We start from the raw sequence: 24,011 nt of genomic DNA, 5'->3' as shown, positions 1-24,011 counted from the left end.
CATCGAATCCCCCGACGATGCCCCAGGCCACGCCGTCCGACCTCGACCTGTCCACCGCGCAGGACCGCTTCCAGCTGGTCTCGCCCTACCAGCCGGCGGGCGACCAGCCGCAGGCGATCCGGCGCCTGGTCGACGGCTTCGAGGCGGGCCTGGCGCGGCAGGTGCTGCTGGGCGTCACCGGCTCGGGCAAGACCTACACGGTGGCGAACATGATCGCGGCGGTGCAGAAGCCCACCCTGGTCATGGCGCCCAACAAGACGCTGGCGGCGCAGCTGTACGGCGAATTCCGCTCGTTCTTCCCGCACAACGCGGTGGAGTACTTCGTCAGCTACTACGACTACTACCAGCCCGAGGCCTACGTCCCGTCCAGCGACACCTACATCGAGAAGGACAGCTCGATCAACGACCACATCGAGCAGATGCGCCTGTCCGCGACCAAGGCCCTGCTGTCGCGGCGCGACACGATCGTGGTGGCGACGGTGTCGGCGATCTACGGCCTCGGCGCGCCCGAGGACTACCTGTCGATGCGGCTGATCCTGTCGCGCGGCGAGCGCATCGACCAGCGCGAGCTGCTGCGGCACCTGACCACGCTGCAGTACACGCGCAACGAGATGGCGCTGGATCGCGGCACCTTCCGCGTGCGCGGCGAGACGATCGACGTGTTCCCGGCCGAATCCGACCTCGAGGCGCTGCGCATCGAACTGTTCGACGGCGAGATCGAGCAGCTGTCGATGTTCGACCCGCTCACCGGCGAAGTGCTGCGCAGGCTGCCGCGCTACACGGTCTACCCGAAGACGCACTACGCCACCCCGCGCGAACGCACGCTGTCTGCGGTGGAGACGATCAAGGCCGAGCTGCGCGAGCGCCAGGAGCAGCTGTACTCCGTGAACAAGCTGGTCGAGGTGCAGCGGCTGAGCCAGCGCACCCAGTTCGACCTGGAGATGATGGCCGAGGTCGGTTACTGCAACGGCATCGAGAACTACTCGCGGCACCTCACCGGGCGTGCGCCGGGCGAGCCGCCGCCGACCCTGTTCGACTACCTCCCGTCCGACGCCTTGCTGGTGGTCGACGAATCGCACGTCACGATTCCGCAGATCGGCGCGATGTATAAGGGCGACCGTTCGCGCAAGGAAACCCTGGTCGAGTTCGGGTTCCGCCTGCCATCCGCGCTCGACAACCGGCCGTTGCGCTTCGAGGAGTGGGAGGCGCGCGCGCCGCGCAGCGTCTACGTCTCGGCGACGCCGGGGCCGTACGAACTGCGCGAAGCCGCCGGCGAGGTCATCGAGCTGGTGGTGCGCCCCACCGGCCTGGTCGACCCGCCGGTGGAGATCCGCCCGGTTGCGACCCAGGTGGACGACCTGCTCGGCGAGATCCGCGAGCGGGTGGCGATGGGCGACCGCGTGCTGGTCACCACCCTGACCAAGCGGATGGCCGAGAACCTCACCGAGTACCTGTCCGAGCACGGCGTGCGGGTGCGCTACCTGCACTCCGACATCGACACGGTGGAGCGCGTGGAGATCATCCGCGACCTGCGCCTGGGCATGTTCGACGTGCTGGTCGGCATCAACCTGCTGCGCGAGGGCCTGGACATGCCCGAGGTCTCGCTGGTGGCGATCCTCGATGCCGACAAGGAGGGCTTCCTGCGCTCGACGGGGTCGCTCATCCAGACCATCGGCCGTGCGGCCCGCAACCTGCGCGGCAAGGCCATCCTGTATGCCGACACCGTCACCCGTTCGATGCGCGCCGCGCTCGACGAGACCGATCGTCGCCGGCAGAAGCAGCTGGAGTACAACGCCGAGCACGGGATCACGCCGCAGTCCGTGCAGCGTGCGGTGGTCGACGTGATGGAGGGCGCGCGTCCGGACCCTGGCGAATTGAAGGGCAGGGGCAAGGCGCGCCGGGTGGCCGAACCCGAGCAGGAATACCTGCGCCTGAGCCCGGCGCAGCAGGCGGCGCGGATCAAGGCGCTGGAGCAGGAGATGCACCAGCACGCCCGCGACCTGGCCTTCGAGGACGCGGCGCGCGTGCGCGACCAGATCCGCCGCCTGCGCGAGGCCAGCCTGTAGGCCGGTGCGCCCGCTTGTGGCCGGTGCCGGCATCGGGCTACAATTCGCGCCCCTTCGGGCGGTTAGCTCAGCGGTAGAGCACTACCTTGACATGGTAGGGGTCACAGGTTCGAACCCTGTACCGCCCACCACGCCTCGCCGGCGTGGCAATCCCGAGGAGCAGGTGGCCCGCGGCAACGCCGGCCGAGCGTGCGACATGAGCACTACCATCGCCCACCGCTGACGCCCTGCCGACGCATTCGCGCCCGCACGTTCGCGGGCCCACGAAAGGCGCTTCGGCGCCTTTCTCGTTTCCGCCCCCCATCCCGTCCCACGCCCAACGCCGCGTGGGGGAGCACGCCGACATGATCAACATCACCCTTCCCGACGGCGCGGTCCGCCAGTTCGCGGCCCCGGTCACGGTGGCAGATGTCGCCGCCTCGATCGGCGCCGGCCTGGCCAAGGCCACCCTGGCCGGCAAGGTCGACGACCGCCTGGTCGACGCCAGCCACCTCATCGACCGCGACGCGCGCCTCGCGATCGTCACCGACAAGTCGCCGGAGGCGCTGGACATCCTCCGCCACTCGACCGCGCACCTGCTGGCGCAGGCCGTGCAGCGCCTGTTCCCGGGCGCGCAGGTCACCATCGGCCCGGTGATCGACAACGGCTTCTACTACGACTTCGCCTACGAGCGCCCGTTCACGCCGGAGGACCTGCCGGCGATCGAGGCGGAGATGCAGAAGATCGTCAAGGAATCGCTGCCGGTCAGCCGCAGCGTGAAGTCGCGCGACGAGGCGGTGGCTTTCTTCAAGGGCATGGGCGAGGCCTACAAGGCCGAGATCATCGAATCGATCCCGGCGAACGAGGACCTGTCGCTGTATTCGCAGGGCGAATTCACCGACCTGTGCCGCGGCCCGCACGTGCCGGGCACCGACAAGCTGCGCGCGTTCAAGCTGATGAAGGTCGCGGGCGCCTACTGGCGCGGCGACCACAACAACCAGATGCTGAGCCGCATCTACGGCACCGCGTGGCTGAACGACAAGGACCTGAAGGCCTACCTGACCCAGATCGAGGAAGCCGAGAAGCGCGACCATCGCCGGATCGGCAAGGCGCTGGACCTGTTCCACCTGCAGGAGGAAGGCCCGGGCCTCGTGTTCTGGCATCCGAAGGGCTGGAGCATCTGGCAGGTGGTCGAGCAGTACATGCGCAACGTGTACCGCAAGACCGGCTATGGCGAAGTCCGCTGCCCCCAGATCCTCGACGTCTCGCTGTGGCAGAAGTCCGGGCACTGGGACAACTACAAGGACAACATGTTCTTCACCGAGTCCGAGAAGCGGACCTACGCGGTGAAGCCGATGAACTGCCCGGGTCACGTCCAGGTGTTCAACCAGGGCCTGCACAGCTACCGCGACCTGCCGATCCGCTACGGCGAGTTCGGCGCCTGCCACCGCAACGAGCCCTCGGGCGCGCTGCACGGCATCCTGCGCGTGCGCGGCTTCACCCAGGACGACGGCCACATCTTCTGCACCGAGGCGCAGATCGAGTCCGAGGTGCGCGCCTTCCACGAGCAGGCGCTCGAGGTGTACCGCGCGTTCGGGATGTCCGGCGATTCCAACGAGAACGTGCAGATCAAGATCGCGCTGCGCCCCGACTCCCGCCTCGGCGACGACGCCACCTGGGACAAGGCCGAGGATGCCCTGCGCAACGCGCTGCGCGCCTCCGGGGTGGAATGGCAGGAGCTGCCGGGCGAGGGTGCCTTCTACGGCCCGAAGATCGAGTACCACCTGAAGGACGCCATCGGCCGCACCTGGCAGCTGGGCACCATGCAGGTCGATTTCATGATGCCGGGCCGCCTCGGCGCCGAATACGTGGACGAGCACAGCCAGCGCCGCCACCCGGTCATGCTGCACCGGGCCATCGTCGGGTCGATGGAACGCTTCATCGGCATCCTGATCGAACACCATGCCGGGCTGTTCCCGGCCTGGCTGGCGCCGATCCAGGCGGTGGTCATGAACATCACCGACGCGCAGGCCGATTACGTGGACGACGTCCGGAAAACCCTTGCAAATCAAGGGTTCCGGGTCGACGCCGATTTGCGGAACGAAAAGATCGGCTATAAGATCCGCGAGCACACGCTGCAGCGCGTGCCGTACCTGCTGGTGGTCGGGGACCGCGAGAAGGACAATGGCATGCTCTCCGTGCGCACGCGGGGTGGGGAAGACCTCGGCAGCATGTCCGTCGACGACTTCGCCGCGCGTTTGCGCCAGGAGCAGGCCGGCTGACCGCGGGCTGCCCCGTTTGATCGCGCGCCCGACGTCCCGGAACGTCGGGCGGACCCGGCCTCCGACGAGGCCAACCCTTGGAGATCGCAACATCAGCACCCCCGACAACAAGCAGAACCGCAGGAACCTGGAGATCCGCGTCCCGCGCGTGCGCGTGATCGGCAGCGATGGCGAGATGATCGGCATCCTGTCGCGCGACGAGGCCCTGCGCATGGCCGAGGACGAGGACCTCGACCTCGTCGAGATCCAGCCGAACGCGGATCCGCCGGTCTGCAAGATCATGGACTTCGGCAAGTTCAAGTTCGAGCTGCAGAAGAAGGCCAACGAGGCCAAGAAGAAGACCAAGCAGGTCGAGATCAAGGAAGTGAAGTTCCGTCCGGTCACGGACGAGGGCGACTACCAGATCAAGTTGCGCAAGATGCGCGAATTCCTGGTCGAAGGCGACAAGATCAAGGTCAACATCCGCTTCCGCGGCCGCGAGATGAGCCACCAGGAGCTGGGACGCGAGATGGCGGCCCGCATCGAGGCCGACCTCGGCGAGGACATCGTCATCGAATCGCGCCCGCGCCTGGAAGGCCGGCAGATGGTGATGATGATCGCGCCGAAGAAGAAGTGATGGCCTGATCGGGCCCGCAAGCGCCTGATTTCGCAAGGAAACATTGCAAACCCGGCTCCGGCCCGCCATAATGCGCGGCCCGGTTCGCCGGGTTTGTTGTCCAGTGGCACCCAGGACCCGCCTTGGTTCCTTCGGAATCAAAGGCTTACCCACCGGCCAGGCAGGATGGAAAGACCAGCTCCAAGGTCTTCGCGGCGAAGCCGCAAGGACCACGGGAGACGGCGCCTAGGCCAGTTCTAGATATCGCAAGGATTCCCAATGCCCAAGATCAAGACCAATCGGGCGGCGGCCAAGCGCTTCCGGAAGACCGCTTCCGGCAAGTACAAGTGCGGCCACGCCAACAAGAGCCACATCCTCACCAAGAAGGCGACCAAGCGGAAGCGCAACCTGCGGCAGACGAACCATGTTCGTGCCGAGGACGCGGGCCGTCTGGACCGCATGCTTCCGTATCTCTGAGGAGGGCTGAACAATGGCACGAGTTAAGCGTGGTGTGACGGCGCGTCGCCGTCACAAGAAGGTCCTGAAGGCCGCGAAGGGTTACTACAACGCCCGTCGCAAGGTTTTCCGCGTCGCCAAGCAGGCGGTCACCAAGGCGCAGCAGTACGCCTACATTGGCCGCAAGCAGAAGAAGCGCCATTTCCGCACCCTGTGGATCGCCCGCATCAACGCGGCGGCCCGTGCGAACGGCCTGAGCTACAGCCGTTTCATGAACGGCCTGCTGAAGGCCGGCATCACCCTGGACCGCAAGGTGCTGGCGGACATCGCCGTGCACGACGCGGCGGGTTTTGCGGCCCTGACCGAAAAGGCCAAGGGCGCTTTGGCGGCGTAAGCCGTCGATCCACACGCAAGCTGTATCGCGCGGCGCAAGCCGCCACGACGTGGGGAAGGGCGCAAGTCCTTCCCCATGTTTGTTTCGGGGAACTGGAAACCAGATGAGCGATATCGAATCGTTGTCCACGCAGGCGCTGGCCGAGATCGACTCGGCGGCGTCGCCCGACGCGGTCGAGGCCCTGCGCGTCGCACTGCTCGGCAAGAGCGGCAGCATCACCGCGCAGTTGAAGGCGCTGGGCGGGTTGCCTGCCGACGAGCGCAAGGTCGCCGGCGAGGCGATCAACCGCGCCCGCGACGCGATTTCCGCGGCGCTGTCGGCGCGCAAGGCGCTGCTCGATGCCGCCGCGCTGGACCAGCGCCTGGCCGGCGAGGCCCTCGACGTGACCCTGCCCGGGCGCGATGGCGGCCGCGGTGGCGTGCATCCGGTCAGCCGCACCCTGGCGCGGATCACCGAGATCTTCGGGCGCCTCGGGTACGCGCTGGCCGACGGCCCCGAGATCGAGGACGACTGGCACAACTTCGAGGCGCTCAACTTCCCGCCGCACCATCCCGCGCGAGCGATGCACGACACCTTCTACATGCCGGCCGACGGCAGCGGCATCGCGCGCCTGCTGCGCACCCATACCTCGGGCGTGCAGGTGCGCTACATGAAGGAACATGCGCCGCCGCTGCGGATGATCGCCGCCGGCAAGGTCTACCGCAGCGACAGCGACCAGACCCACACCCCGATGTTCCACCAGGTCGAAGGCCTGCTGGTGGACGAGCACGCCAGCTTCGCCGACCTCAAGGGCACGCTGGCCGAGTTCGTGCGTGCGTTCTTCGAGCGCGACTTCGAGATGCGCTTCCGCCCGAGCTACTTCCCGTTCACCGAGCCATCGGCGGAGGTCGACATCGCCTGGCAGCAGGCCGACGGCAGCCAGCGCTGGCTGGAGGTGCTGGGCTGCGGCATGGTCCACCCGAACGTCCTGCGCAACGTCGGCATCGATCCGGAGAGGTACACCGGATTCGCGTTCGGCCTCGGCGTGGAGCGCTTCGCGATGCTGCGCTACGGCGTGGACGACCTGCGCGCGTTCTTCGAGAACGACGTGCGGTTCCTGAGGCAATTCGCTTGATCGCCGTTCCGGCGGAAGCCGGAATCCAGCTTTCAATCGGTTGCGGCAAGGACTGGATCCCGGCGTTTGCCGGGATGACGGCAGAAAGGATCCTACGATGAAGTTCCCCGAAAGCTGGCTGCGCCAGCACGTCAACACCACCGCGACGCGCGAGGAACTCGCCGCGACGCTGACCGCGATCGGCCTCGAGGTCGAGGAGATGACCGTGCTCGGCGATGCGCTGGACGGCGTGGTCGTCGCGCGCATCGTCGAATGCGCGAAGCATCCGGAAGCCGACAAGCTGCAGGTCTGCCAGGTCGATGCCGGCACGCACGGGATGCTGCAGATCGTCTGCGGTGCACCGAACGCGCGCCCGGGCCTGATCGCGCCGCTGGCGACCATCGGCACCCAGGTCGGCGAGCTCACGATCAAGGCCGCCAGGCTGCGTGGCGTCGAGTCCAACGGGATGCTGTGCTCGGCGAAGGAACTCGGCCTCGACGCGGATGCCTCCGGGCTTCTGGAATTGCCGGCGGATGCGCCGGTGGGCGCCCCGCTCGCCGATTACCTCGGCCTGCCGGACGCCAGCATCGAGCTCAAGCTCACCCCGAACCGCGCGGACTGCTTCGGCGTGCGCGGCATCGCCTTCGACGTCGCCGCTGCGCTGGGCAGCTCGGTCGAGCCGCTGGACGCCGCACCGGTCGCCGCCGCGAGCGAGACCGCGATGGCAATCGCACTGCAGGCCGGGGAGGCCGCGCCGCGTTTCGTCGGCCGCGTGCTCGAGGGCGTGGATGCGGCGGCGGCCACGCCGGCATGGATGGCCGAGCGCCTGCGCCGCAGCGGCGTGCGCCCGCTCAGTTTCCTGGTCGACGTCACCCAGTACGTGATGCTCGAACTCGGGCAGCCGATGCATGCCTACGACCGCGACCTGCTGGTCGGGCCGATCGGCGTGCGGCTCGCGCGCGAAGGCGAGCGCCTGGCCTTGCTCAACGGCACGGAGGCGACGCTGGATCCGCAGTTCCTCGCGATCACCGATGCCGACCGCGTGGTCGGCCTGGCCGGGATCATGGGCGGCGCCGACACCAAGGTCACCGACGCGACCCGCAACGTGTTCCTGGAGGCTGCGCATTTCGCGCCCGCGGCGATCATCGGCCGCAGCCGCAAGCTGGGCCTGCATACCGATGCCGGCCATCGCTTCGAGCGCGGGGTCGATCCGGAACTGCCGCGGATCGCGGTGGAGCGCGCGACGCGGTTGATTCTGGGGATCGCCGGCGGCTCGCCGGGTCCGGTGATCGAGGCGGTGCTGCCGCAGCACCTGCCGCAGCCGAAGGCGATCCAATTGCGCCGCGCGCGCCTGGCCCGCGTACTGGGCGTGCAGGTCGCGGACGCCGAGGTCGAACGCATCCTGCGCGCGCTGGGCCTTGGGGTCGAAGCCGAGGCGGATGGCTGGCAGGTGACTGCGCCGACCCGCCGCTTCGACCTGGCGATCGAGGAAGACCTGATCGAGGAGATCGCGCGCATCCACGGCTACGACGCGATCCCGACGTCGCTGCCCGGTGGCGCGACGCGCCTGGTCGCGGCCAGCGAAACGCGTGTGCCGGAGCACGACCTGCGCGAGCAACTCGTGGCGCGCGACTTCCTCGAGGCGATCAACTACGCCTTCGTGGACGCGACCTGGCTCGATGCCTGGCAGATGCGCGACGTGGGCCTACCGTTGGCCAACCCGCTCAGCGCGGAACTCGGCGTGATGCGGCCGGCACTGCTGCCCGGGCTGGTCGCGGCACTCGGCCGCAATACAGCGCGCCAGCAACCCCGCGTGCGCCTGTTCGAGATCGGCAAGGTCTTCGCCGGGGGCAACGACGCGCCGGTCGAGACCTTGCGGATCGCGGCCGTGGCCTGCGGCGGCGCCACCGCCGAGCAGTGGGGCGTCGGCGCGCGCGCACTCGACTTCCATGACCTGAAGGGCGACCTCGAAGCGTTGGCCGCGCAAGCCGGCACGACGCTCGCCTTCCAGCCCTCCGCGCCGCCGCATGCGCATCCGGGGCGCTCGGCCGAGGTGCTGCGCGATGGCGTGCGCATCGGCTGGATCGGCCAGTTGCATCCGCGCCTCCAGCAGGCACTGGGCCTGGATGTCGACGTGCTGGCCTTCGAACTCGACCTGGCGCCGCTGCTGGCGCGCCCGTTGCCGCGGGCCGGGGCACTGTCGCGCTTCCCGTCCGTCCGCCGCGACCTCGCGTTCGTCGTCCCGGAGGCGGTGTCGTGGGCGGCGCTGGAGGCGGGCGTGCGTGCCGCCGCCGGCGCGTCGCTGCGCGAGGTGCGGCTGTTCGACCGCTACGTCGGCAAGGGCGTGGAAACCGGTTTCAAGAGTCTCGCCATGGCCTTGATTTTGCAGGACGATTCCCGCACGCTGACCGATCGCGACGTGGATGCGGTGGTGGCCTCGGTGGTCGCCGCCCTGGAGCAGGAACACGGCGCGGCCATCCGGCGCTGACAGGGGACAGCAATGGCATTGACCAAGGCGGAAATGGCCGAGCGTCTTTACGAAGACGTGGGATTGAACAAGCGCGAGGCGAAGGAATTCGTCGATGCGTTCTTCGACGCGCTGCGCGAGGCGCTAGAGGCCGGCCGCCAGGTGAAGCTGTCCGGCTTCGGCAACTTCGACCTGCGCCGCAAGAACCAGCGCCCCGGCCGCAATCCCAAGACCGGCGTGGAGATCCCGATCTCCGCGCGCACCGTGGTGACCTTCCGCCCGGGCCAGAAGCTGAAGGAACGCGTCGAGGCCTACAGCGGCGCCGCCGCAGCGGGAGCCGCGCATGCTTGACCCGGGCAGCAACCGCGAACTGCCGCCGATCCCGGCCAAACGCTACTTCACCATCGGCGAGGTCAGCGAGCTGTGCGACGTCAAGCCGCACGTGCTGCGCTACTGGGAGACCGAATTCCCCAGCCTGGAGCCGGCCAAGCGTCGCGGCAACCGGCGGTACTACCAGCGCCACGACGTGCTGATGGTGCGGCAGATCCGCAGCCTGCTGTACGAACAGGGCTACACCATCGGCGGCGCGCGCCTGCGCCTGGAAGGCGAGGGCGCGAAGCAGGAGTCGGCGCTCAGCCACCAGATCGCCAAGCAGGTGCGCATGGAGCTCGAGGAAGTGCTGCACCTGCTGCGCCGCTGAGCCGGTATAATCGTTCGACCGGGGTATAGCGCAGCCTGGTAGCGCACTTGTCTGGGGGACAAGTGGTCGTCGGTTCAAATCCGGCTACCCCGACCAATTCGACACGCATGACGCCCGGCTCGCCCGGGCGTTTTGCGTACTGCGCGCCGCGATTCATCCCCGGGTTCAACTTTTCCGCCCCGCTGCGGTCACACTGCGCCGCAGGGACCATGCGAGAGGCGAGATCGATGCGGAAGACGTTGCTGGCGGCCCTGCTGGGCGCGATGTTGCTTGCCCCGTTGCACGCGCAGCAGGCGGTGCAGGTTCCGCCCGCGGCCACCGCGCCATCGGCACCGTTGCCGGACGACGGGATCCGCACCGAGGCGACCGTGGTCGTCACCGGTGAGCAGCCCGGGCCCGGGCTGTGGCTGGTGCGCAACGGCGCGCACGACCTGTGGATCCTGGGCACGATCAAGCCTTTGCCCACGAACATGCAATGGCGCACCCAGCAGGTCGACGAGGTCATCGCCAACGCGCAGGAAGTGATCTACGAGCCTTCGTTGGTGGTGGACTCCGACATCGGCAAGTTCCGGGCGTTGATGCTGTTGCCGTCGCTGGTCGGGGTAAAGAACAATCCGGACGGCAAGCGCCTGGATGCGGTCCTGTCGCCGACGACCTACGTCCGCTGGAGCGCCTTCCGCGATCGATTCCTCGACCGCGATGCCGACAAGCTGCGCCCGATGTTCGCGGCGGATGCGCTGTGGAAGGCGGCGATCAAGCGCAGCGGCATGTCCGACAAGGATGTCGCCAAGGCGGCGGTCGCGGCCGCGGTGGAGCGCCACCATCCGACGGTCACCCTGGTCAAGCACACGATCACGGTGAAGGACCCGAAGGCCACGATCAAGCAGTTCAAGGCCGCGCAGATCGAGGACATGGTGTGCCTGGAAGGCACCCTGGACCGGCTGGGGCAGGACATGGAGACCCTGCGCATGCGCGCCAACGCCTGGGCCCAGGGCGATGTCGCGGCGATCCGTGCGATGCCGCTGAACGACCAGTACCAGGCCTGCATGGAGGCGATCACCGAAAGCGGCATCGGGCGCTCGCTGGGCATGGCCGATGCGATGCGGAGGCTGCAGGGCGAATGGCTGGCGAAGGCGGACGCCGCCTTGTCGACCAACACCACCACCTTCGCGGTGTTGCCGATGCGCGACATGCTCGAGCCGGGCGGCTACCTCGAACGCCTGCGGGCGAAGGGCTACACCGTCATCGCCCCGGACGAATGAGGCGATGGCGCACGGGTGTCGCCTTGGGCCGATGCCCCGGGGGCGATGCCTGCAGGCGTGGACGAAGGTCAGGCGCTGCGCGCGGCGCTCGCGGCCTGCGCCAGCTGCGGCCAACGGCCAAGGATGGCGGTGCGGATGCCGTCGGCGTCGAGGCCGGCTTCGGCCAGCAGCGCTTCGCGGCTTGCGTGGTGCTGGAAGGCGTCCGGCAGGCCGAGGTGCAGGATCGGCATCGCGATGCCCTCCGCGGCGAGCAGTTCGGCGACGCCGCTGCCGGCACCGCCGGCCACCACGTTGTCCTCGAGGGTCACGAAGCCGGCGTGGCTGCGCGCCAGGTCCAGCACCAGCGCACGATCCAGCGGGCGCACGAAGCGCATGTTGACCACAGTCAGCCCGAGTTCGGCGGCGACCCGTTCGGCGGCCGGCACGATCGCGCCGAACGCGAGGAGGGCCAGCGTCGCGCCACTGCGCCGCAGTTGCGCCTTGCCGATCGGCAGGGTGTCGAGGCCGGGCTGCACCGCGACGCCGGGGCCGGTACCGCGCGGGTAGCGCACCGCGGCGGGGCCCTCGTGGCGGTAGCCGGTGCTCAGCATCTTGCGGCACTCGTCCTCGTCGGCCGGCGCCATCACCACCATGTTCGGCACGCAGCGCAGGAAGCTGAGGTCGAGGTTGCCGGCATGGGTGGCGCCATCGGGGCCGACCACGCCGCCACGGTCGATCGCGAACAGCACGTCGAGGTCCTGCAGGGCGACGTCGTGGACCAGCTGGTCGTAGGCGCGCTGCAGGAAGGTGGAGTAGATCGCGACGACCGGCTTGGCGCCTTCGCAGGCCATGCCCGCGGCCAGGGTCACCGCATGCTGCTCGGCGATGGCGACGTCGAAGTAGCGGTCCGGGTATTCCTGGCTGAAGCGCACCAGGCCCGAGCCCTCGCGCATCGCCGGGGTGATGCCCAGCAGCGCGGGATCGGCCGCCGCCATGTCGCACAGCCAGTCGCCGAACACGTCGGTGTAGGTGGGCTTCTTCGCGCCGGCCTTGCCGACCACGCCCACCGTGGGGTCGAACGGGCCGACCGCGTGGTAGCCGATCTGGTCGCCTTCGGCCAGTTCGTAGCCCTTGCCCTTGGTGGTGATGACGTGCAGCAGCTGCGGGCCCTTCAGCGTCTTCAGGGTCTTCAGCACGCCGAGCAGCGCGTCCACGTCGTGGCCGTCGATCGGGCCGGTGTAGTGGAAACCCATTTCCTCGAACAGGGTGGACGGCACGAACATGCCCTTCCAGTGTTCCTCCCAGCGGCGCACGAAGCGCGCGGTCGGCCTGTTCTTGTCGCCCAGCAGCTTCTTGCCGCCTTCGCGCAATGCATTGAGCGTCTTGCTGCCGGTCATCCGCCCGAGCATCTTGGTCAGGCCGCCGACTGCCTCGCTGATCGACATCCGGTTGTCGTTGAGGATCACCAGCAGGTCGGGTTCGTCGTCCATGCCGCCCGCGTGGCCGAGCGCCTCGTAGGCCATGCCGGCGGTCATCGCGCCGTCGCCGATCACCGCGACCACCCGGCGCTCGTTGCCGGCCCGGGCATTGGCGATGGCCATGCCCAGCGCGGCGGAGATCGAGGTCGACGAATGGCCGACGCCGAAGGTGTCGTACTCGGATTCCTCGCGCTTCGGGAAGGGCGCGACGCCATCCTGCTGCTTGACCGTGTGGATGCGGTCGCGGCGGCCGGTCAGGATCTTGTGCGGATAGCTCTGGTGGCCGACGTCCCAGACGATGCGGTCGTCCGGGGTGGCGTACAGGTAGTGCAGGACCGTGGTCAGCTCGACCACGCCGAGGCCTGCGCCGAAATGCCCGCCCGACTTGCCCACGGATTCGATCAGGTAGCCGCGCAGTTCGTCGGCGGCGGCGCGCAGGTCGGACTCGGGGAGCTTGCGCAGGTCGGCCGGGCTGTCGATCTTCGACAGCAGGGGGTAGCGGGTGGCATCGATCATCCGCGTATTGTCCCCCCGGCCGCGGCACGGGGCAATGAAGGACTCGCGGCCACCTGAACGCGGAAGGCCCGGCATTGGCCGGGCCTTCCTGGGCACGCGCGGGGCGTCCGGTGTTACCAGATCACCACGCGCTGGTCCTCGGCGCGAACCATCGGGTCGCCGGCCTTGCAGCCGAACGCGGTGGCGAACGCGGGCATGTTCGACGGCGCGCCGATCGCGCGGAAGTTGGCCGGGGCGTGCGGGTCGGTGTTCAGGCGCACCTTCAGCTCATCCGGGGTGAATGCGCGGCGCCAGACCGTGGCCCAGTTCATGAAGAAGCGCTGGTTCTCGGTGTAGCCGTCGATCTTGTTGTCGCCACTCTTGCCGGCGTCGGCCAGGGCCTTCTGGTAGGCATCCCAGGCCACGTTCAGGCCGCCGAGGTCGGCGATGTTCTCGCCGAGGGTGAGCTGGCCCTTCACGTGCAGCCCGTCGATCGCCACGTAGTCGTCGAATTGCTTGACCAGCTTGGCGGTGCGCGACTCGAAGCCGTCGCGGTCGGCCTTGGTCCACCAGTTGTTGAAGTTGCCGGTGGCGTCGAACTGGCTGCCCTGGTCGTCGTAGCCGTGCAGCATCTCGTGGCCGATCACCGCGCCGATGCCGCCGTAGTTGAGCGCCGGGTCCGCCTTGAGGTCGAAGAACGGCGGTTGCAGGATCGCCGCCGGGAACACGATCTCGTTCATCAGCGGGTTGTAGTAGGCGTTGACCGTCTGCGGCGACATGCCCCACTCGCTGCGGTCGACCGGCTTGCCGATCTTCGCCATCTCGTAGGCGTGGTTGAACTTCGCCGCGGCCAGCACGTTCTGCACATAGCCATCGCGGCTGGTGGCCAGGCCCTCCCAGCTGCGCCACTTGTCCGGGTAGCCGATCTTCGGGGTGAAGCTGGCCCACTTGTCCATGGCCTTGGCCTTGGTCTCCGGGCTCATCCACTCGAGCCCCTCGATGCGCGCCTTCAGCGCTTGGCTCAGGTTGCCGACCAGCGTTTCCATCGCGGCCTTGGATTCGGCCGGGAAGTACTGCTTCACGTACAGCTGGCCCAGCGCTTCGCCGGCGGTGTTCTCCACCGTGTCCATGACCCGCTTCCAGCGCGGCTTCTGGTCCTTCTGCCCGCGCAGGGTGCGCGAGTAGAAGTCGAAGCGTTCGTCGTTGAACTTGTCGGCGAGGTAGGGCGCCATGCCGTCGATCGCGTTGATGCGCAGGTAGGCCTGCCACTGCGCCAGCGGCACGTCGACCAGCATCTTGTCGAACTCGGCGAAGAACTTCGGCTGCGACAGCGAGAAGCCGTCGGCCTGCACGCCGTTGGCCTTGAAGAACTCGGACCACTTGAAGTTCGGGCTGGCCTTGTCGGCATCGGCGATGGTGACGTAGTGGTACTGGTTCTCGGGATTGCGCAGCTCGATCGGCGACAGCGAGGCCTTCGCGAGGCGGGTCTCGAACGCGAGCACGTCCTTGGCCTGGGTGCCGGCATCCGCCGCCGCCACGCCGGCGTTCTGCAACTGCTTCGAAACATGCTGCACGAACGCCTCGCGGATGGCCTTGTACTTGCCGTCCGGGCCATCCTCCAGGTAGTAGGCCTTCTCCGGCAGCGACAGGCCGCCCTGGAACGCGTAGCCGATCTTCTGGCTGGACTTCTTGAAGTCCGCCTCGGCACCGAAGGCGAACACTTCGCCGCGGCCGGCGGCGAACTCGTCGCGCAGGTACTGGCCGATGTCGGCCGGGGTCTTGAGCGCGGCGATGCGGTCGAGCATCGGCTGCATCGGCGCGATGCCGGCGGCCTCGACCTTGGCGGTGTCCATGCCGCTGGCGTAGAGGTCGCCGACCAGCTTCTCGATGCCGGTCGCGCCGGTGTTCGCGGCGGCGGCTTCGGCGATGCCCTTGCTGGCGGCGACCGAGCGCTCGTCGAGCATCTCGAAGCTGCCCCAGCTGGTCTTGTCCGACGGCACCGGGTTCGCCGCCAGCCACTTGCTGTTGACGAAGTCCGCCAGGTTCACGCAGGCGTTCTTGCTGGTGTCGAGGTCGGCGACGTTGAAGGCCGCCAGGGGCGGCAGCTCCACCGCGGCCTGGGTCGGCTTGGCGGCCGTGGCGGCGGGTTCGGCGGGCTTCTGGCACGCGGCCAGCGCAGCGGTGATCGACAGGGACAGCAGCAGGATCTTGGGGCTTTTCACGGACGACGGCTCCGGTGGACGGGCGGATGGAAAGGCGGGGCCCGTGCGGGCCCCGGATGCGCGCCGGAGTGTAGTCGCCCGCCCGTTCTCCTGCCGGTGCCGGAGGTCATGCGCCGCCGGCGTGCGTCGTCAGGGCGAGAAACGCGGGTCGGTGAGCTTCATCTCGGTCAGCGGCCCGTAGCCACGCAGGGCCTCGCGGATCTTCGACGCATCGCCGATCGCAACGATCGCCAGGTCCCCGCTGCGCGGGAACACGTCCGTCGCGGCGGCGACCTCGGCCGGGGTGGCCGCGGCGACCTTGCCGAGGTAGCCATCCACCGCCTCGCGGCCTTCCCCGTAGAGGGCCAGGTCGACCAGTTGCGCGGCAAGCTGCGGCGCGGTCTCCAGGTCCGGGGCGAACTGCCCGGCGATGTAATGCCGCGCCGACTGCAGGGTGGCCGCGTCCAGACCGTCGCGGTGCAGGCGGTCGAGGGTGGCGATGGCCAGGTCCATCGCCTGCTTGGTGGTTTCGGTCTTGGTGAAGCTGGTGATCGCCACCATGCCGGGTTCGCGCGGGCGCTGGACCTGCGAACTGGCGCCGTAGGTCAGGCCCGACTTGATCCGCAGCTCGGTGTTGACCATCGAGGTGAAGCGGCCCCCGAATGCGGTCTGCACCAAGTCCTGCGCGGCTTCGGCGGGATCCCCGCGCCGGCTGCCCACGTTCGCCATCGCGAAGTAGGTCTGGGTGGCGCCCGGCTTGTCGACCAGCAGCACGCGCCGGCCCTGTTCCCGGGCTTTCGCCGTGACCTGCGGCAGCGCGCCGGCCGCCTTGCCCCAGCCGCCGAAGGCCTCGCGCACCTGGCGGGTGACCGTGGCCGGGTCGAAATCGCCGGCGATCGCGATGATGAGGCGGTCGCCGCCCATCTGCTCGCGTCGGAAGGCCTTCAGGTCGTCCAGGCCGATCGCGGCCAGGCTGGTCTCGTCGCCGCCGGTCGGGCGGCCGTAGGGATGATTGCGGAACAGCCAGCCGCTCGCGTACAGGCCGATGAGCTGGCGCGGGTCGGAGTCCTTGGCGTTGGCCAGCCCGTCGATCGCGCGCTTGCGGAGCTTGTCGAACTCGGCGGGTTGCAGCGCGGGCCGCAGCAGCGCGTCCGCGAGCAGCGAGAGCATCAGTCCGCTGTCCTTGGCCAGGAATTGCGCATTGGCGACGATGGCCTCGCGCGAACTGCCGAACGAGAGGCTGCCGCCGGCACCGTCGACCGCCTGCGCGAAGGCCAGCGCGTCGCGGCTGCCCGCGCCCTTGGACAGCATGTCGCCGAGCAGGTCGGCGGTGCCTTCCTTGCCCGTCGGGTCGGCGAGCGCGCCGCCGCGCACCGCCACCGAGGCCGCGACCAGCGGCACGTCGTGGCGCGGCATCAGCAGCAGGGTGGCGCCGTTGTCCAGGGTGACCGCCTGGTAGTCGGGCAGGCGGATGTTGGGTTCGGCGGCGACGGCGGTGCCGACCGCAAGCGCCGCGATCGCGGCGAAGGCGAAACGCAGGCGGCTCATCGTGCACCCTCCTTGGTCTGGGCAGTGGCGGCGACCGGTTTCAGCAGGCCGGTGGTGCGGTTCTGCACGCGCAGGATCCTGCGCGCCAGCGCCTGCACGTCGGCGGCGGTGACGGCCTCGTAGGCGGCCGGCGCATCGAACAGCTTGCGGTAATCGCCGTTGAACACCTCGTAGGTGCCGAGGGCGCGGGCCTTGCCGTTGATCGTGGCCATGCTGCGCCAGAACGCGGACGCCTTGAGGTTGCGCGCTTTCTCCAGTTCGTCGGCGGTCACGCCGTCGCGCGCCAGCTTCGCGAGTTCGTCGTCCAGCAGCGCCTCCGCCTTGGCCAGGACGCCACCCGGCGGCAGCATCGCGTAGATCCACAACAGGCCCGGGTCGAAGCCGGCTTCGGCGAAGGCACCGGCCTGCACCGCGGCCTGCTCGCGCTCCACCAGGCGCTGGTTGAGGCGCGAGGATTGGCCCTGGGACAGGATGGTGGCCAGCAGTTCAAGCGTCGGGTAATCCTTGCTGCCGGCGCCGATGCCGCTGTGGAAGGCATACGCGATGATCGGCGATTGCGCATCCGCGCGTTCGACCACGATCCGCCGCTCGCCCTGTTGCTCGGGTTCGACGGTGGTGACCGGCGTCGGCGCGGGCTGGCGCGGCAGCGGGGCAAGGTACTTGTCGGCCAGCGCGAAGACCTGCGCGGGCTCGACGTCGCCGGTGATCACAAGCACCGCGTTGTTGGGCGCGTAGTAGGTCTTGAAGAACGTCTTCAGGTCGTCGATCTTCCAGCCCTCGATGTCGCTGGGCCAGCCGATCGTCGGGAACTGGTAGGGATGCGCGGTGAAGGCGGTCGCCTGCATCTGCTCCATCAGCGTGCCGAAGTTGTCGTTGTCCACGCTGGAACGGCGCTCGCTGTAGACCACGCCGCGCTCGCTCTCGACCACCTTCGGGTCGAACGCGAGGTTCGCCATGCGGTCGCCCTCGAGGTCGAAGATCGTCTCCAGCGCGCTGGTCGGGAACCAGTCGGTGTAGATGGTCAGGTCGTTGCTGGTGCTGGCGTTGTTGCTGCCGCCCGCGGCTTCCATGATCCGGTCGAACTCGCCCGGTGCGCGCCGGCTGGTGCCGTTGAACATCATGTGTTCGAAGTAGTGCGCCAGCCCGGTGATGCCCGGGTATTCGTTGCGGCTGCCGACCTTGTAGAAGGTGTAGTAGCTGGCGTTCGGGATGTCGTGGTCGGGCCAGACCACGATCTTCAGCCCGTTCGCCAGCGTCTTGCTGGCGATGGCGTCGCTGCCGGGCACCTTGGGGGCGGGCTGGGCCGCGTGCGCGGACAGCGTGGTGAGGCTGAGCGCCGCGGCGCATGCCAGCGGCAACAGACCCGTCGTGAGCAGGCGCATGGGGAACCCTCGATGGCGACGTCCCACCATGCCGCAGCAGGGCGCCCGCCGGCCCCTGCCGTAAGTCGGGGTGGACGCTGGGCGGTCGGGTGTGCCTGAGGCGGTGCTGCGGGGGATGTCAGCGTTCGCGCGCGCGCGGACGCCACAGCGGGTCGCGGATCGCGGCCGCGATCAAGGCCAGGCTGGCGATCAGCAGCACGCTGTACTCGCTGCCATTGCGCCCTGCGCCCACCACGAACCAGCCTTCGTGCGCATGCAGGAGGGCGATGCCGGTGGCGTACACCAGCATCAGCAAGATCGCGATCGGGCGGACGCACACGCCCAGGGCGAGGCAGGCGGACCCGAGGATCTCGCCGAAGGTGATCGACCAGGCGATGGCGTGCGGCAAGGGGACGCCCTGGGTGGCCAGCCAGTCGCCGAACGGCGGGCTGCCGCCGTGCAGCAGGCGGTACCAGCCGTGGATGCCGATCAGCATGGCCACCAGCACGCGGAAGGCAAGCAGTGCGGCCCGCGGCGTGCCGTCGCGATTCATGGCGAGGATGCCGTGGAACGACGCTGGCGCGACTGCTCGGCATCCCACGCGGCCAGCACCAGCAGCATGGCCAGCAGGGCCACGCTGTATTCGCTGCCCCCGGTGCCGTGCTCACCCACGAACCAGCCCAGGTGCCGATGGATGAGGTAAATGCCAACCGACACGATCACCGCCAGTCCGCTGGCTGCCCACCGCACGCCACGGTTGAGCAGGAGCAGGGTGCCCGCACCGAGCTCGTAGGCGGTGATCGCCAGGACCCAACGCTCGCCATGCGAAAAGCCGTGCACGTGTTCCATCGCCCATGCGAACTGCGGAATGCTGCCGTAGACGAAGCGCATCGAGGCATGCGCCATGAACAGCAGGGCGGTGACATAGCGCAGCAGGCGCATCGCATCCCCGAGCGGCCACCAGGGGTAGTCGCGCAGCAACCGTGCCGGTTGTCGGAATAAAAAGCCGCGGGCCGTCAACCACCGGTCCCGCGGTACCAGGGGAGTGTCGCCGGGGATCATGCCGGCCTCGCGAGTGCGATGGCGAAGGTCGTGCGCTGCATGGGAGGTACCCCGGATGCGGGCCGGTTGCCCGCGTCGGGGGGACGTTCGCCCCGGGAGCGCGCTGTCGCAAGCGTTCCGGGACGAACGACACGAGCGTGACGGCGGTCGCATCGATGGCGTTGCCGGGGCGGGTGGGCGGGCGTAGCGTGGGGGGAATGGAGTTGCCAGCACCCCCGCCGTCGCCGACCTCCGCGCCCTGGAAGTGGTGGACGGTGTGGCTCGCCAGCGCATTGGGCTGGACGGCCTATGGCTTGCTCTACGCCTACCAGGAAGCGGGCATGCTTGCCGAAGTGGGGAACGCGTACGACTGGGCGTATCTGCTGAAGGTCCGGCTGGTCGGGATGTGGGGCTGGATCCCGTTGACGGTCTCCCTGTTCTGGTTGTCGGCGCGCTTCACGATCCGGCGCAAGGGAGCCGCGGCCCAGGTCGCGTGGCTGATGGCAGGTGCCATCGCGATGGTCTTCCTCCGCGCGCTCTACATCTACGCGCTGGATCCCTGGATCCACTGGTACGAGTCGCCGCCGGATTTCTGGCGCGACGTGATGCCGACCAGCCTGCAGAACAACCTGCTCATCTCCTGGATCGTGATCGGGCTGGCGCATGCGGTCCTCTATTTCGATCGCGCGCATGCGCAGGAACGCCTCGCGACGGAGCTGCAGGCGCGGTTGACGCAGGCGCGGCTCGATGCCATCTCGGCGCAGCTCAACCCCCATTTCCTGTTCAACGCGCTCAACTCGATCGCCGAGATGGTCCACGTGGATGCAAAGCGCGCCGACGAGATGCTGGTGGCGCTGTCCGAGTTGCTGCGACGCAGCCTGGACCGTTCGCGGCGGCAATGGGTCAGCCTGCGGGATGAGCTGGGCCTGCTGCGGCAATACCTGGTGATCGAGAAGGTGCGCCTGGGCGATCGCATGCAGGTGCACTGGCACGTCGCCGAGGAGTGCCTCGACGAGCTGGTCCCGCCGCTGTTGCTGCAGCCTTTGGTCGAGAACGCGGTGGTGCATGCGATCGCCAGGCGCTTGCGGCCCGGCACCTTGCGGATCGGTGCCGGCTTCAACGGGGCGGTGATGTGGCTGGATGTCGAAGACGATGGCGCGGATGCCATCGCGGACATCGAAGGCCACGGGATCGGCCTGGCCAATACGCGCGCACGCCTCGAAGCGCTCTATGGCGGCGCCGCGTCGCTCGAGGTACTCACCAACCCTTCCGGCGGGACGCGGGTATCCCTGCAGCTGCCGCGGACCGTGGGCCGCCGCAGCGTTGCCGAAGAAGGTCCGCCCGCCAGTCCCGCCCTCCAGGAGTTGTTCCAGCCATGACTGCCCTCCGCGTGGTGATCGCCGACGACGAGCCGTTGGCACGGCTGCGCATGCGCCGCCTGTTGGGCGGGATCGCCGGGGTAACCGTGGTCGGCGAATGCGCCAGCGGCATCGAGGTGATGAAGTTGTTGCCCGATTGCGATTGCGACCTGCTGTTCCTCGACATCCAGATGCCCGGCGCGGACGGTTTCCAGGCGCTGGAGCACGTGGTCGAGCGGCCGCGGGCGGTGGTCTTCACCACTGCCTACGCCGAGCACGCGGTACGTGCCTTCGAGGTGCAGGCGGTCGACTACCTGCTCAAGCCGGTGTCCGAAGAGCGCCTGCAGCGCGCGGTGGAGCGCGTGCAGCGGATGCTGACCGGCGAGGCCGCGCCGATCGCCCCCCCCGCGTTCCCGCGGCGGCTGGCGCTGCCGATCGGGCGGCGCATGCAGATGGTCGAGCTGGACGAGCTCGACTGCGTGCTGGCGCAGGCGAACTACGTCGAGTTGCGCGCAGGCCCACGCAGCTTCGTGCTGCGCGAGACGATCAGCGGCTTCCACGCCAAGCTCGACCCCGCCCGCTTCCTGCGCATCCACCGTTCGGCGATCGTGCGCGTCGATGCCGTCCGCGAGGTCGAGCCGCTCGCCTCGGGCCGCTATCGCGTGACCCTGCAGGGCGGCCAGCGGCTGGTGTCCGGCCGCAGCTACCGCGAGTCCCTGCGCGCCGCGCTGGGGCTGGTGGGTGGCGATGCTGCCACCGCGGAGCGGCTGCACGGCTGAGGCGCGTCGCCTGCGCTACCCTGCGCGGAGGACCCCCGCGGAGCGACGACGGATGCGCGTGCATTTCCATGGTGCGGCAGGACAGGTGACCGGTTCGATGCATCTGGTCGAGGCTGCGGGCAAGCGGGTGCTGCTGGACTGCGGCCTGCAGCAGGGGAGCCAGGAGCTGGAGGCGGCGAATGCCGACCCGTTCCCGTTCGATGCGGCCTCGATCGACGCGCTGGTGCTCAGCCACGCGCACATCGACCACGTCGGTCGCGTCCCGTTGCTCGTGCGTCGCGGTTTCCGGGGCCCGATCTGGACCCAGCGCGCCACCGCGGACCTGGTGCCGATCATGCTGATGGACGCCGCCTCGCTGGCCGAATCGGACGCGGAGCGACAGAACCGGCGGCACGATGCGGGCGAACCGAAGGTGGTGCCGCTGTACTCGCGCGACGACGTGCGCGACGCGCTCGACTTGCTGCAACCCCTGCCGTACGACGCGCGCACGACCATCCTGGATGGCGTGGACATCGCCTTGCGCGATGCCGGCCACATCCTCGGCTCGGCCAGCGTCGAGCTCTGGGCCGACGGCCGCAAGCTGGTGTTCTCCGGCGACCTCGGCCCGCGCGGCACGCCGATCCTGCGCGACCCCACGCCGATCCGCGAGGCCGACCTGCTGCTGATGGAATCGACCTACGGCGACCGCAACCACCGCGAGCGCAGCGCCACCATCCGCGAGCTCGGCGACATCCTCGACGCCGCGTGGCGCGATGGCGGCAACGTGCTGATCCCGGCCTTCGCGGTCGGCCGCTCGCAGGAACTGCTGTACTGGTTCGCGCGCCACTGGGACGACTGGAACCTGGCGCGCTGGCAGATCTTCCTGGACAGCCCGATGGCCGGGAAGGTGGTGAAGGTCTACGAGCGCCACCATGGCCTGTTCGATGCCGAAGCCAGGGAGACCTGGCGCGGCACCCCGAATCCGTTCCGCCTGCCCAACCTGCACATCACCGAGTCCGCCGACGAATCGATGGCGATCAACCGCATCGAACGCGGCGCGATCGTGATCGCCGGCAGCGGCATGGCCAATGGCGGACGCATCCTGCACCACCTCAAGCACAACATCGGGCGCCGCGGCACCCACGTGGTGTTCGTCGGCTACCAGTCGGTCGGTACGCTCGGGCGCAGGCTGGTCGATGGCGCGCGCTGGGTGCGCATCCATGGCCGCGACTACCGGGTGGGCGCGCGCGTGCATACGGTGGGCGGGCTGTCGGCGCATGCCGACCAGCATGGATTGCTGGAGTGGTTCGGGCATTTCGAGCCCAAGCCGCGGTTGGCGCTGGTGCACGGCGAGGACCTGGCGCGCGAGGCGCTGGCCGGCGAGATCGGCGAGCGCCACGGCGTGGAGGCGGTGCTGGCGCGGCCGGGGATGGTGCTGCAGGCGTGAGGAGCATGCGATGAGCGGCGAACCCAAGACCCGCCCGACCAGCGCGTCGGTGCCCGACTTCCTGGCGCGGCAGCCCGAGGCGCGTCGCGCCGATTGCGAGGCGGTGTGCGCGATGATGCAGGCCGCCACCGGCGAGCCGCCGGTGATGTGGGGCGAGGCGATCGTGGGCTTCGGCCGTTATGCCTACACCAACACGTCGCGCAAGAGCTTCGAGTGGCCGCTGGTCGCCTTCTCGCCGCGCAAGCACGACCTGACGCTCTACATCATGCCCGGCTTCGACGCCTTCGCCGGCCTGATCGCGAAGCTGGGCCGGCACAAGACCGGCAAGAGCTGCCTGTACATCAAGCAGCTCGCCGACGTCGATGCCGGCGTGCTGCGCGGGATCATCGACGGATCGGTGCGCGCGATGGCGCCGCGGCGCGTCCGCGGTTGAGGGTCAGCGGCGCTTGCCGCTGGTGCCGGACAGGAGCAGGAGCAGGCCGCCGACCAGCCCCAGGTTCTTCATGAAGTGCAGCAGGTGTTCGCTGCGTGCGCCCGTTTCCCTCTGCCAGAACGGATGGGACAGCGCGGCATCGGCCAGCAGGGCGACCATCGCGACGCCGGCCGCCAGCCGCAGGCGCCAATTGGCGGCGATCGCCAGCCCCAGGCCGACTTCCGCCGCCGACAGGACCAGCGTCCCATTGGACAGCGGGGCGCCCCGGTAGGCCAGCCACAGGCGGTAGCCGCCGACGACCAGGAAGACGCTGGCGAGCAGCAGGCGGGCAAGGACGGTTTCGGGCTTCATCGAGTGCTGGTGTGCAATTCCGACACGGAAGTGTGCCCCGTCCCGATGTGCGGCAGGTGAACGGCGGCTGCCTGATGGCGGGGCGGCGCAGCGGGTTTCGCGTATGATGCGCGCTGTTCTGCGCACGGCTGATCGCCCAAGGGTTCGCCCGACGGTGCGTTTTTCCTGATCAAGCCGGCCGCCCATGCGGCTACTTTTCCCTTACGCCTTTCGTCGCGCAGACACGGCCCGGATATCCGGCGTCGTGCCATCTGTCGGCTCGGTGCG

At 69.0% G+C, this 24,011-nt stretch carries 21 protein-coding genes and 2 tRNA genes; 16 read left to right on the top strand and 7 right to left on the bottom strand.

What is annotated here, in order from left to right:
* Positions 1-17 precede the first annotated feature (17 nt).
* The 12 genes from uvrB to ON759_RS04890 all read left to right on the top strand — a co-directional run bounded on the left by uvrB (position 18) and on the right by ON759_RS04890 (position 11,294).
* Positions 18-2,066, top strand: coding sequence for an excinuclease ABC subunit UvrB (uvrB, locus tag ON759_RS04945; RefSeq protein ID WP_271679249.1), 2,049 nt, complete (start codon positions 18-20; stop codon positions 2,064-2,066).
* Between the two features lie 56 nt (positions 2,067-2,122).
* A tRNA-Val gene (locus tag ON759_RS04940) sits at positions 2,123-2,197 on the top strand.
* Positions 2,198-2,410: 213 nt separating this feature from the next.
* On the top strand, positions 2,411-4,327 hold the full coding sequence (gene thrS, locus ON759_RS04935) for a threonine--tRNA ligase (RefSeq protein WP_271679248.1): 1,917 nt from the start codon (positions 2,411-2,413) through the stop codon (positions 4,325-4,327).
* A gap of 91 nt (positions 4,328-4,418) precedes the next feature.
* Positions 4,419-4,943: a translation initiation factor IF-3 gene (gene infC, locus ON759_RS04930; RefSeq protein WP_271679565.1), complete on the top strand. Its 525-nt coding sequence runs from the start codon at positions 4,419-4,421 to the stop codon at positions 4,941-4,943.
* Positions 4,944-5,201: 258 nt separating this feature from the next.
* Positions 5,202-5,399 carry a 50S ribosomal protein L35 gene (gene rpmI / locus ON759_RS04925; protein ID WP_027083463.1) on the top strand — a complete coding sequence of 66 codons (198 nt, stop codon included), beginning with the start codon at positions 5,202-5,204 and terminating at the stop codon, positions 5,397-5,399.
* Between the two features lie 13 nt (positions 5,400-5,412).
* Positions 5,413-5,772 carry a 50S ribosomal protein L20 gene (gene rplT / locus ON759_RS04920; protein ID WP_271679247.1) on the top strand — a complete coding sequence of 120 codons (360 nt, stop codon included), beginning with the start codon at positions 5,413-5,415 and terminating at the stop codon, positions 5,770-5,772.
* A gap of 103 nt (positions 5,773-5,875) precedes the next feature.
* A complete protein-coding gene (gene pheS / locus ON759_RS04915; RefSeq protein WP_271679246.1) occupies positions 5,876-6,886 on the top strand; it encodes a phenylalanine--tRNA ligase subunit alpha in 1,011 nt (336 codons plus the stop codon).
* A gap of 97 nt (positions 6,887-6,983) precedes the next feature.
* Entirely contained in the window at positions 6,984-9,353 is a 2,370-nt protein-coding gene (pheT, locus tag ON759_RS04910) for a phenylalanine--tRNA ligase subunit beta (protein ID WP_271679245.1), read from the top strand.
* A gap of 12 nt (positions 9,354-9,365) precedes the next feature.
* On the top strand, positions 9,366-9,683 hold the full coding sequence (locus ON759_RS04905) for an integration host factor subunit alpha (RefSeq protein ID WP_271679244.1): 318 nt from the start codon (positions 9,366-9,368) through the stop codon (positions 9,681-9,683).
* Positions 9,676-10,032, top strand: coding sequence for a MerR family transcriptional regulator (locus ON759_RS04900; RefSeq protein WP_271679243.1), 357 nt, complete (start codon positions 9,676-9,678; stop codon positions 10,030-10,032). The genes ON759_RS04905 and ON759_RS04900 overlap by 8 nt, the downstream gene beginning before the upstream one ends.
* Positions 10,033-10,051: 19 nt before the next feature.
* A tRNA-Pro gene (locus ON759_RS04895) sits at positions 10,052-10,128 on the top strand.
* A 131-nt stretch (positions 10,129-10,259) separates the two neighbouring features.
* Entirely contained in the window at positions 10,260-11,294 is a 1,035-nt protein-coding gene (locus ON759_RS04890; protein ID WP_271679242.1) for a TraB/GumN family protein, read from the top strand.
* Positions 11,295-11,362: 68 nt separating this feature from the next.
* Here ON759_RS04890 and dxs read toward each other — a convergent pair whose 3' ends face one another.
* From dxs to ON759_RS04860, 6 genes are all read right to left on the bottom strand, one after another.
* A complete protein-coding gene (dxs, locus tag ON759_RS04885; protein WP_271679241.1) occupies positions 11,363-13,267 on the bottom strand; it encodes a 1-deoxy-D-xylulose-5-phosphate synthase in 1,905 nt (634 codons plus the stop codon).
* Positions 13,268-13,380: 113 nt separating this feature from the next.
* Positions 13,381-15,468: a M13 family metallopeptidase gene (locus tag ON759_RS04880; protein WP_271679240.1), complete on the bottom strand. Its 2,088-nt coding sequence runs from the start codon at positions 15,466-15,468 to the stop codon at positions 13,381-13,383.
* A gap of 129 nt (positions 15,469-15,597) precedes the next feature.
* Positions 15,598-16,995, bottom strand: coding sequence for a M16 family metallopeptidase (locus ON759_RS04875; protein WP_271679239.1), 1,398 nt, complete (start codon positions 16,993-16,995; stop codon positions 15,598-15,600).
* On the bottom strand, positions 16,992-18,377 hold the full coding sequence (locus ON759_RS04870; RefSeq protein WP_271679238.1) for a M16 family metallopeptidase: 1,386 nt from the start codon (positions 18,375-18,377) through the stop codon (positions 16,992-16,994). Before ON759_RS04870 ends, ON759_RS04875 begins: the two co-directional genes overlap by 4 nt.
* A gap of 118 nt (positions 18,378-18,495) precedes the next feature.
* Positions 18,496-18,909, bottom strand: a complete 414-nt coding sequence (locus ON759_RS04865) for a DoxX family protein (protein ID WP_271679237.1) — start codon at positions 18,907-18,909, stop codon at positions 18,496-18,498.
* The gene (locus ON759_RS04860; RefSeq protein WP_271679236.1) at positions 18,906-19,337 is read right to left on the bottom strand and encodes a DoxX family protein; all 432 of its coding nucleotides are present in this window, start codon (positions 19,335-19,337) and stop codon (positions 18,906-18,908) included. Before ON759_RS04860 ends, ON759_RS04865 begins: the two co-directional genes overlap by 4 nt.
* Positions 19,338-19,621: 284 nt before the next feature.
* On the opposite strand from ON759_RS04860, the gene ON759_RS04855 reads away from it, so the two are divergent.
* The 4 genes from ON759_RS04855 to ON759_RS04840 are packed head-to-tail and all read left to right on the top strand — an operon-like array spanning position 19,622 to position 23,393.
* Positions 19,622-20,776 carry a sensor histidine kinase gene (locus ON759_RS04855; protein ID WP_271679235.1) on the top strand — a complete coding sequence of 385 codons (1,155 nt, stop codon included), beginning with the start codon at positions 19,622-19,624 and terminating at the stop codon, positions 20,774-20,776.
* Positions 20,773-21,534: a LytR/AlgR family response regulator transcription factor gene (locus tag ON759_RS04850; protein WP_271679234.1), complete on the top strand. Its 762-nt coding sequence runs from the start codon at positions 20,773-20,775 to the stop codon at positions 21,532-21,534. Before ON759_RS04855 ends, ON759_RS04850 begins: the two co-directional genes overlap by 4 nt.
* Positions 21,535-21,586: 52 nt before the next feature.
* Complete coding sequence (locus ON759_RS04845; protein ID WP_271679233.1) at positions 21,587-22,960, top strand: MBL fold metallo-hydrolase; 1,374 nt, start codon at positions 21,587-21,589, stop codon at positions 22,958-22,960.
* Positions 22,961-22,970: 10 nt separating this feature from the next.
* On the top strand, positions 22,971-23,393 hold the full coding sequence (locus tag ON759_RS04840; RefSeq protein WP_271679232.1) for a DUF1801 domain-containing protein: 423 nt from the start codon (positions 22,971-22,973) through the stop codon (positions 23,391-23,393).
* A gap of 3 nt (positions 23,394-23,396) precedes the next feature.
* Here ON759_RS04840 and ON759_RS04835 read toward each other — a convergent pair whose 3' ends face one another.
* A complete protein-coding gene (locus ON759_RS04835; RefSeq protein ID WP_271679231.1) occupies positions 23,397-23,744 on the bottom strand; it encodes a hypothetical protein in 348 nt (115 codons plus the stop codon).
* Between the last annotated feature and the right edge of the window lie 267 nt (positions 23,745-24,011).

It is taken from the genome of Thermomonas mangrovi (assembly GCF_028201335.1).
Classification (GTDB): Bacteria; Pseudomonadota; Gammaproteobacteria; order Xanthomonadales; family Xanthomonadaceae; genus Thermomonas; species Thermomonas mangrovi.
Note: the sequence above shows the minus strand (reverse complement) of the source record. Positions and strands in the feature narration are given on the sequence as shown.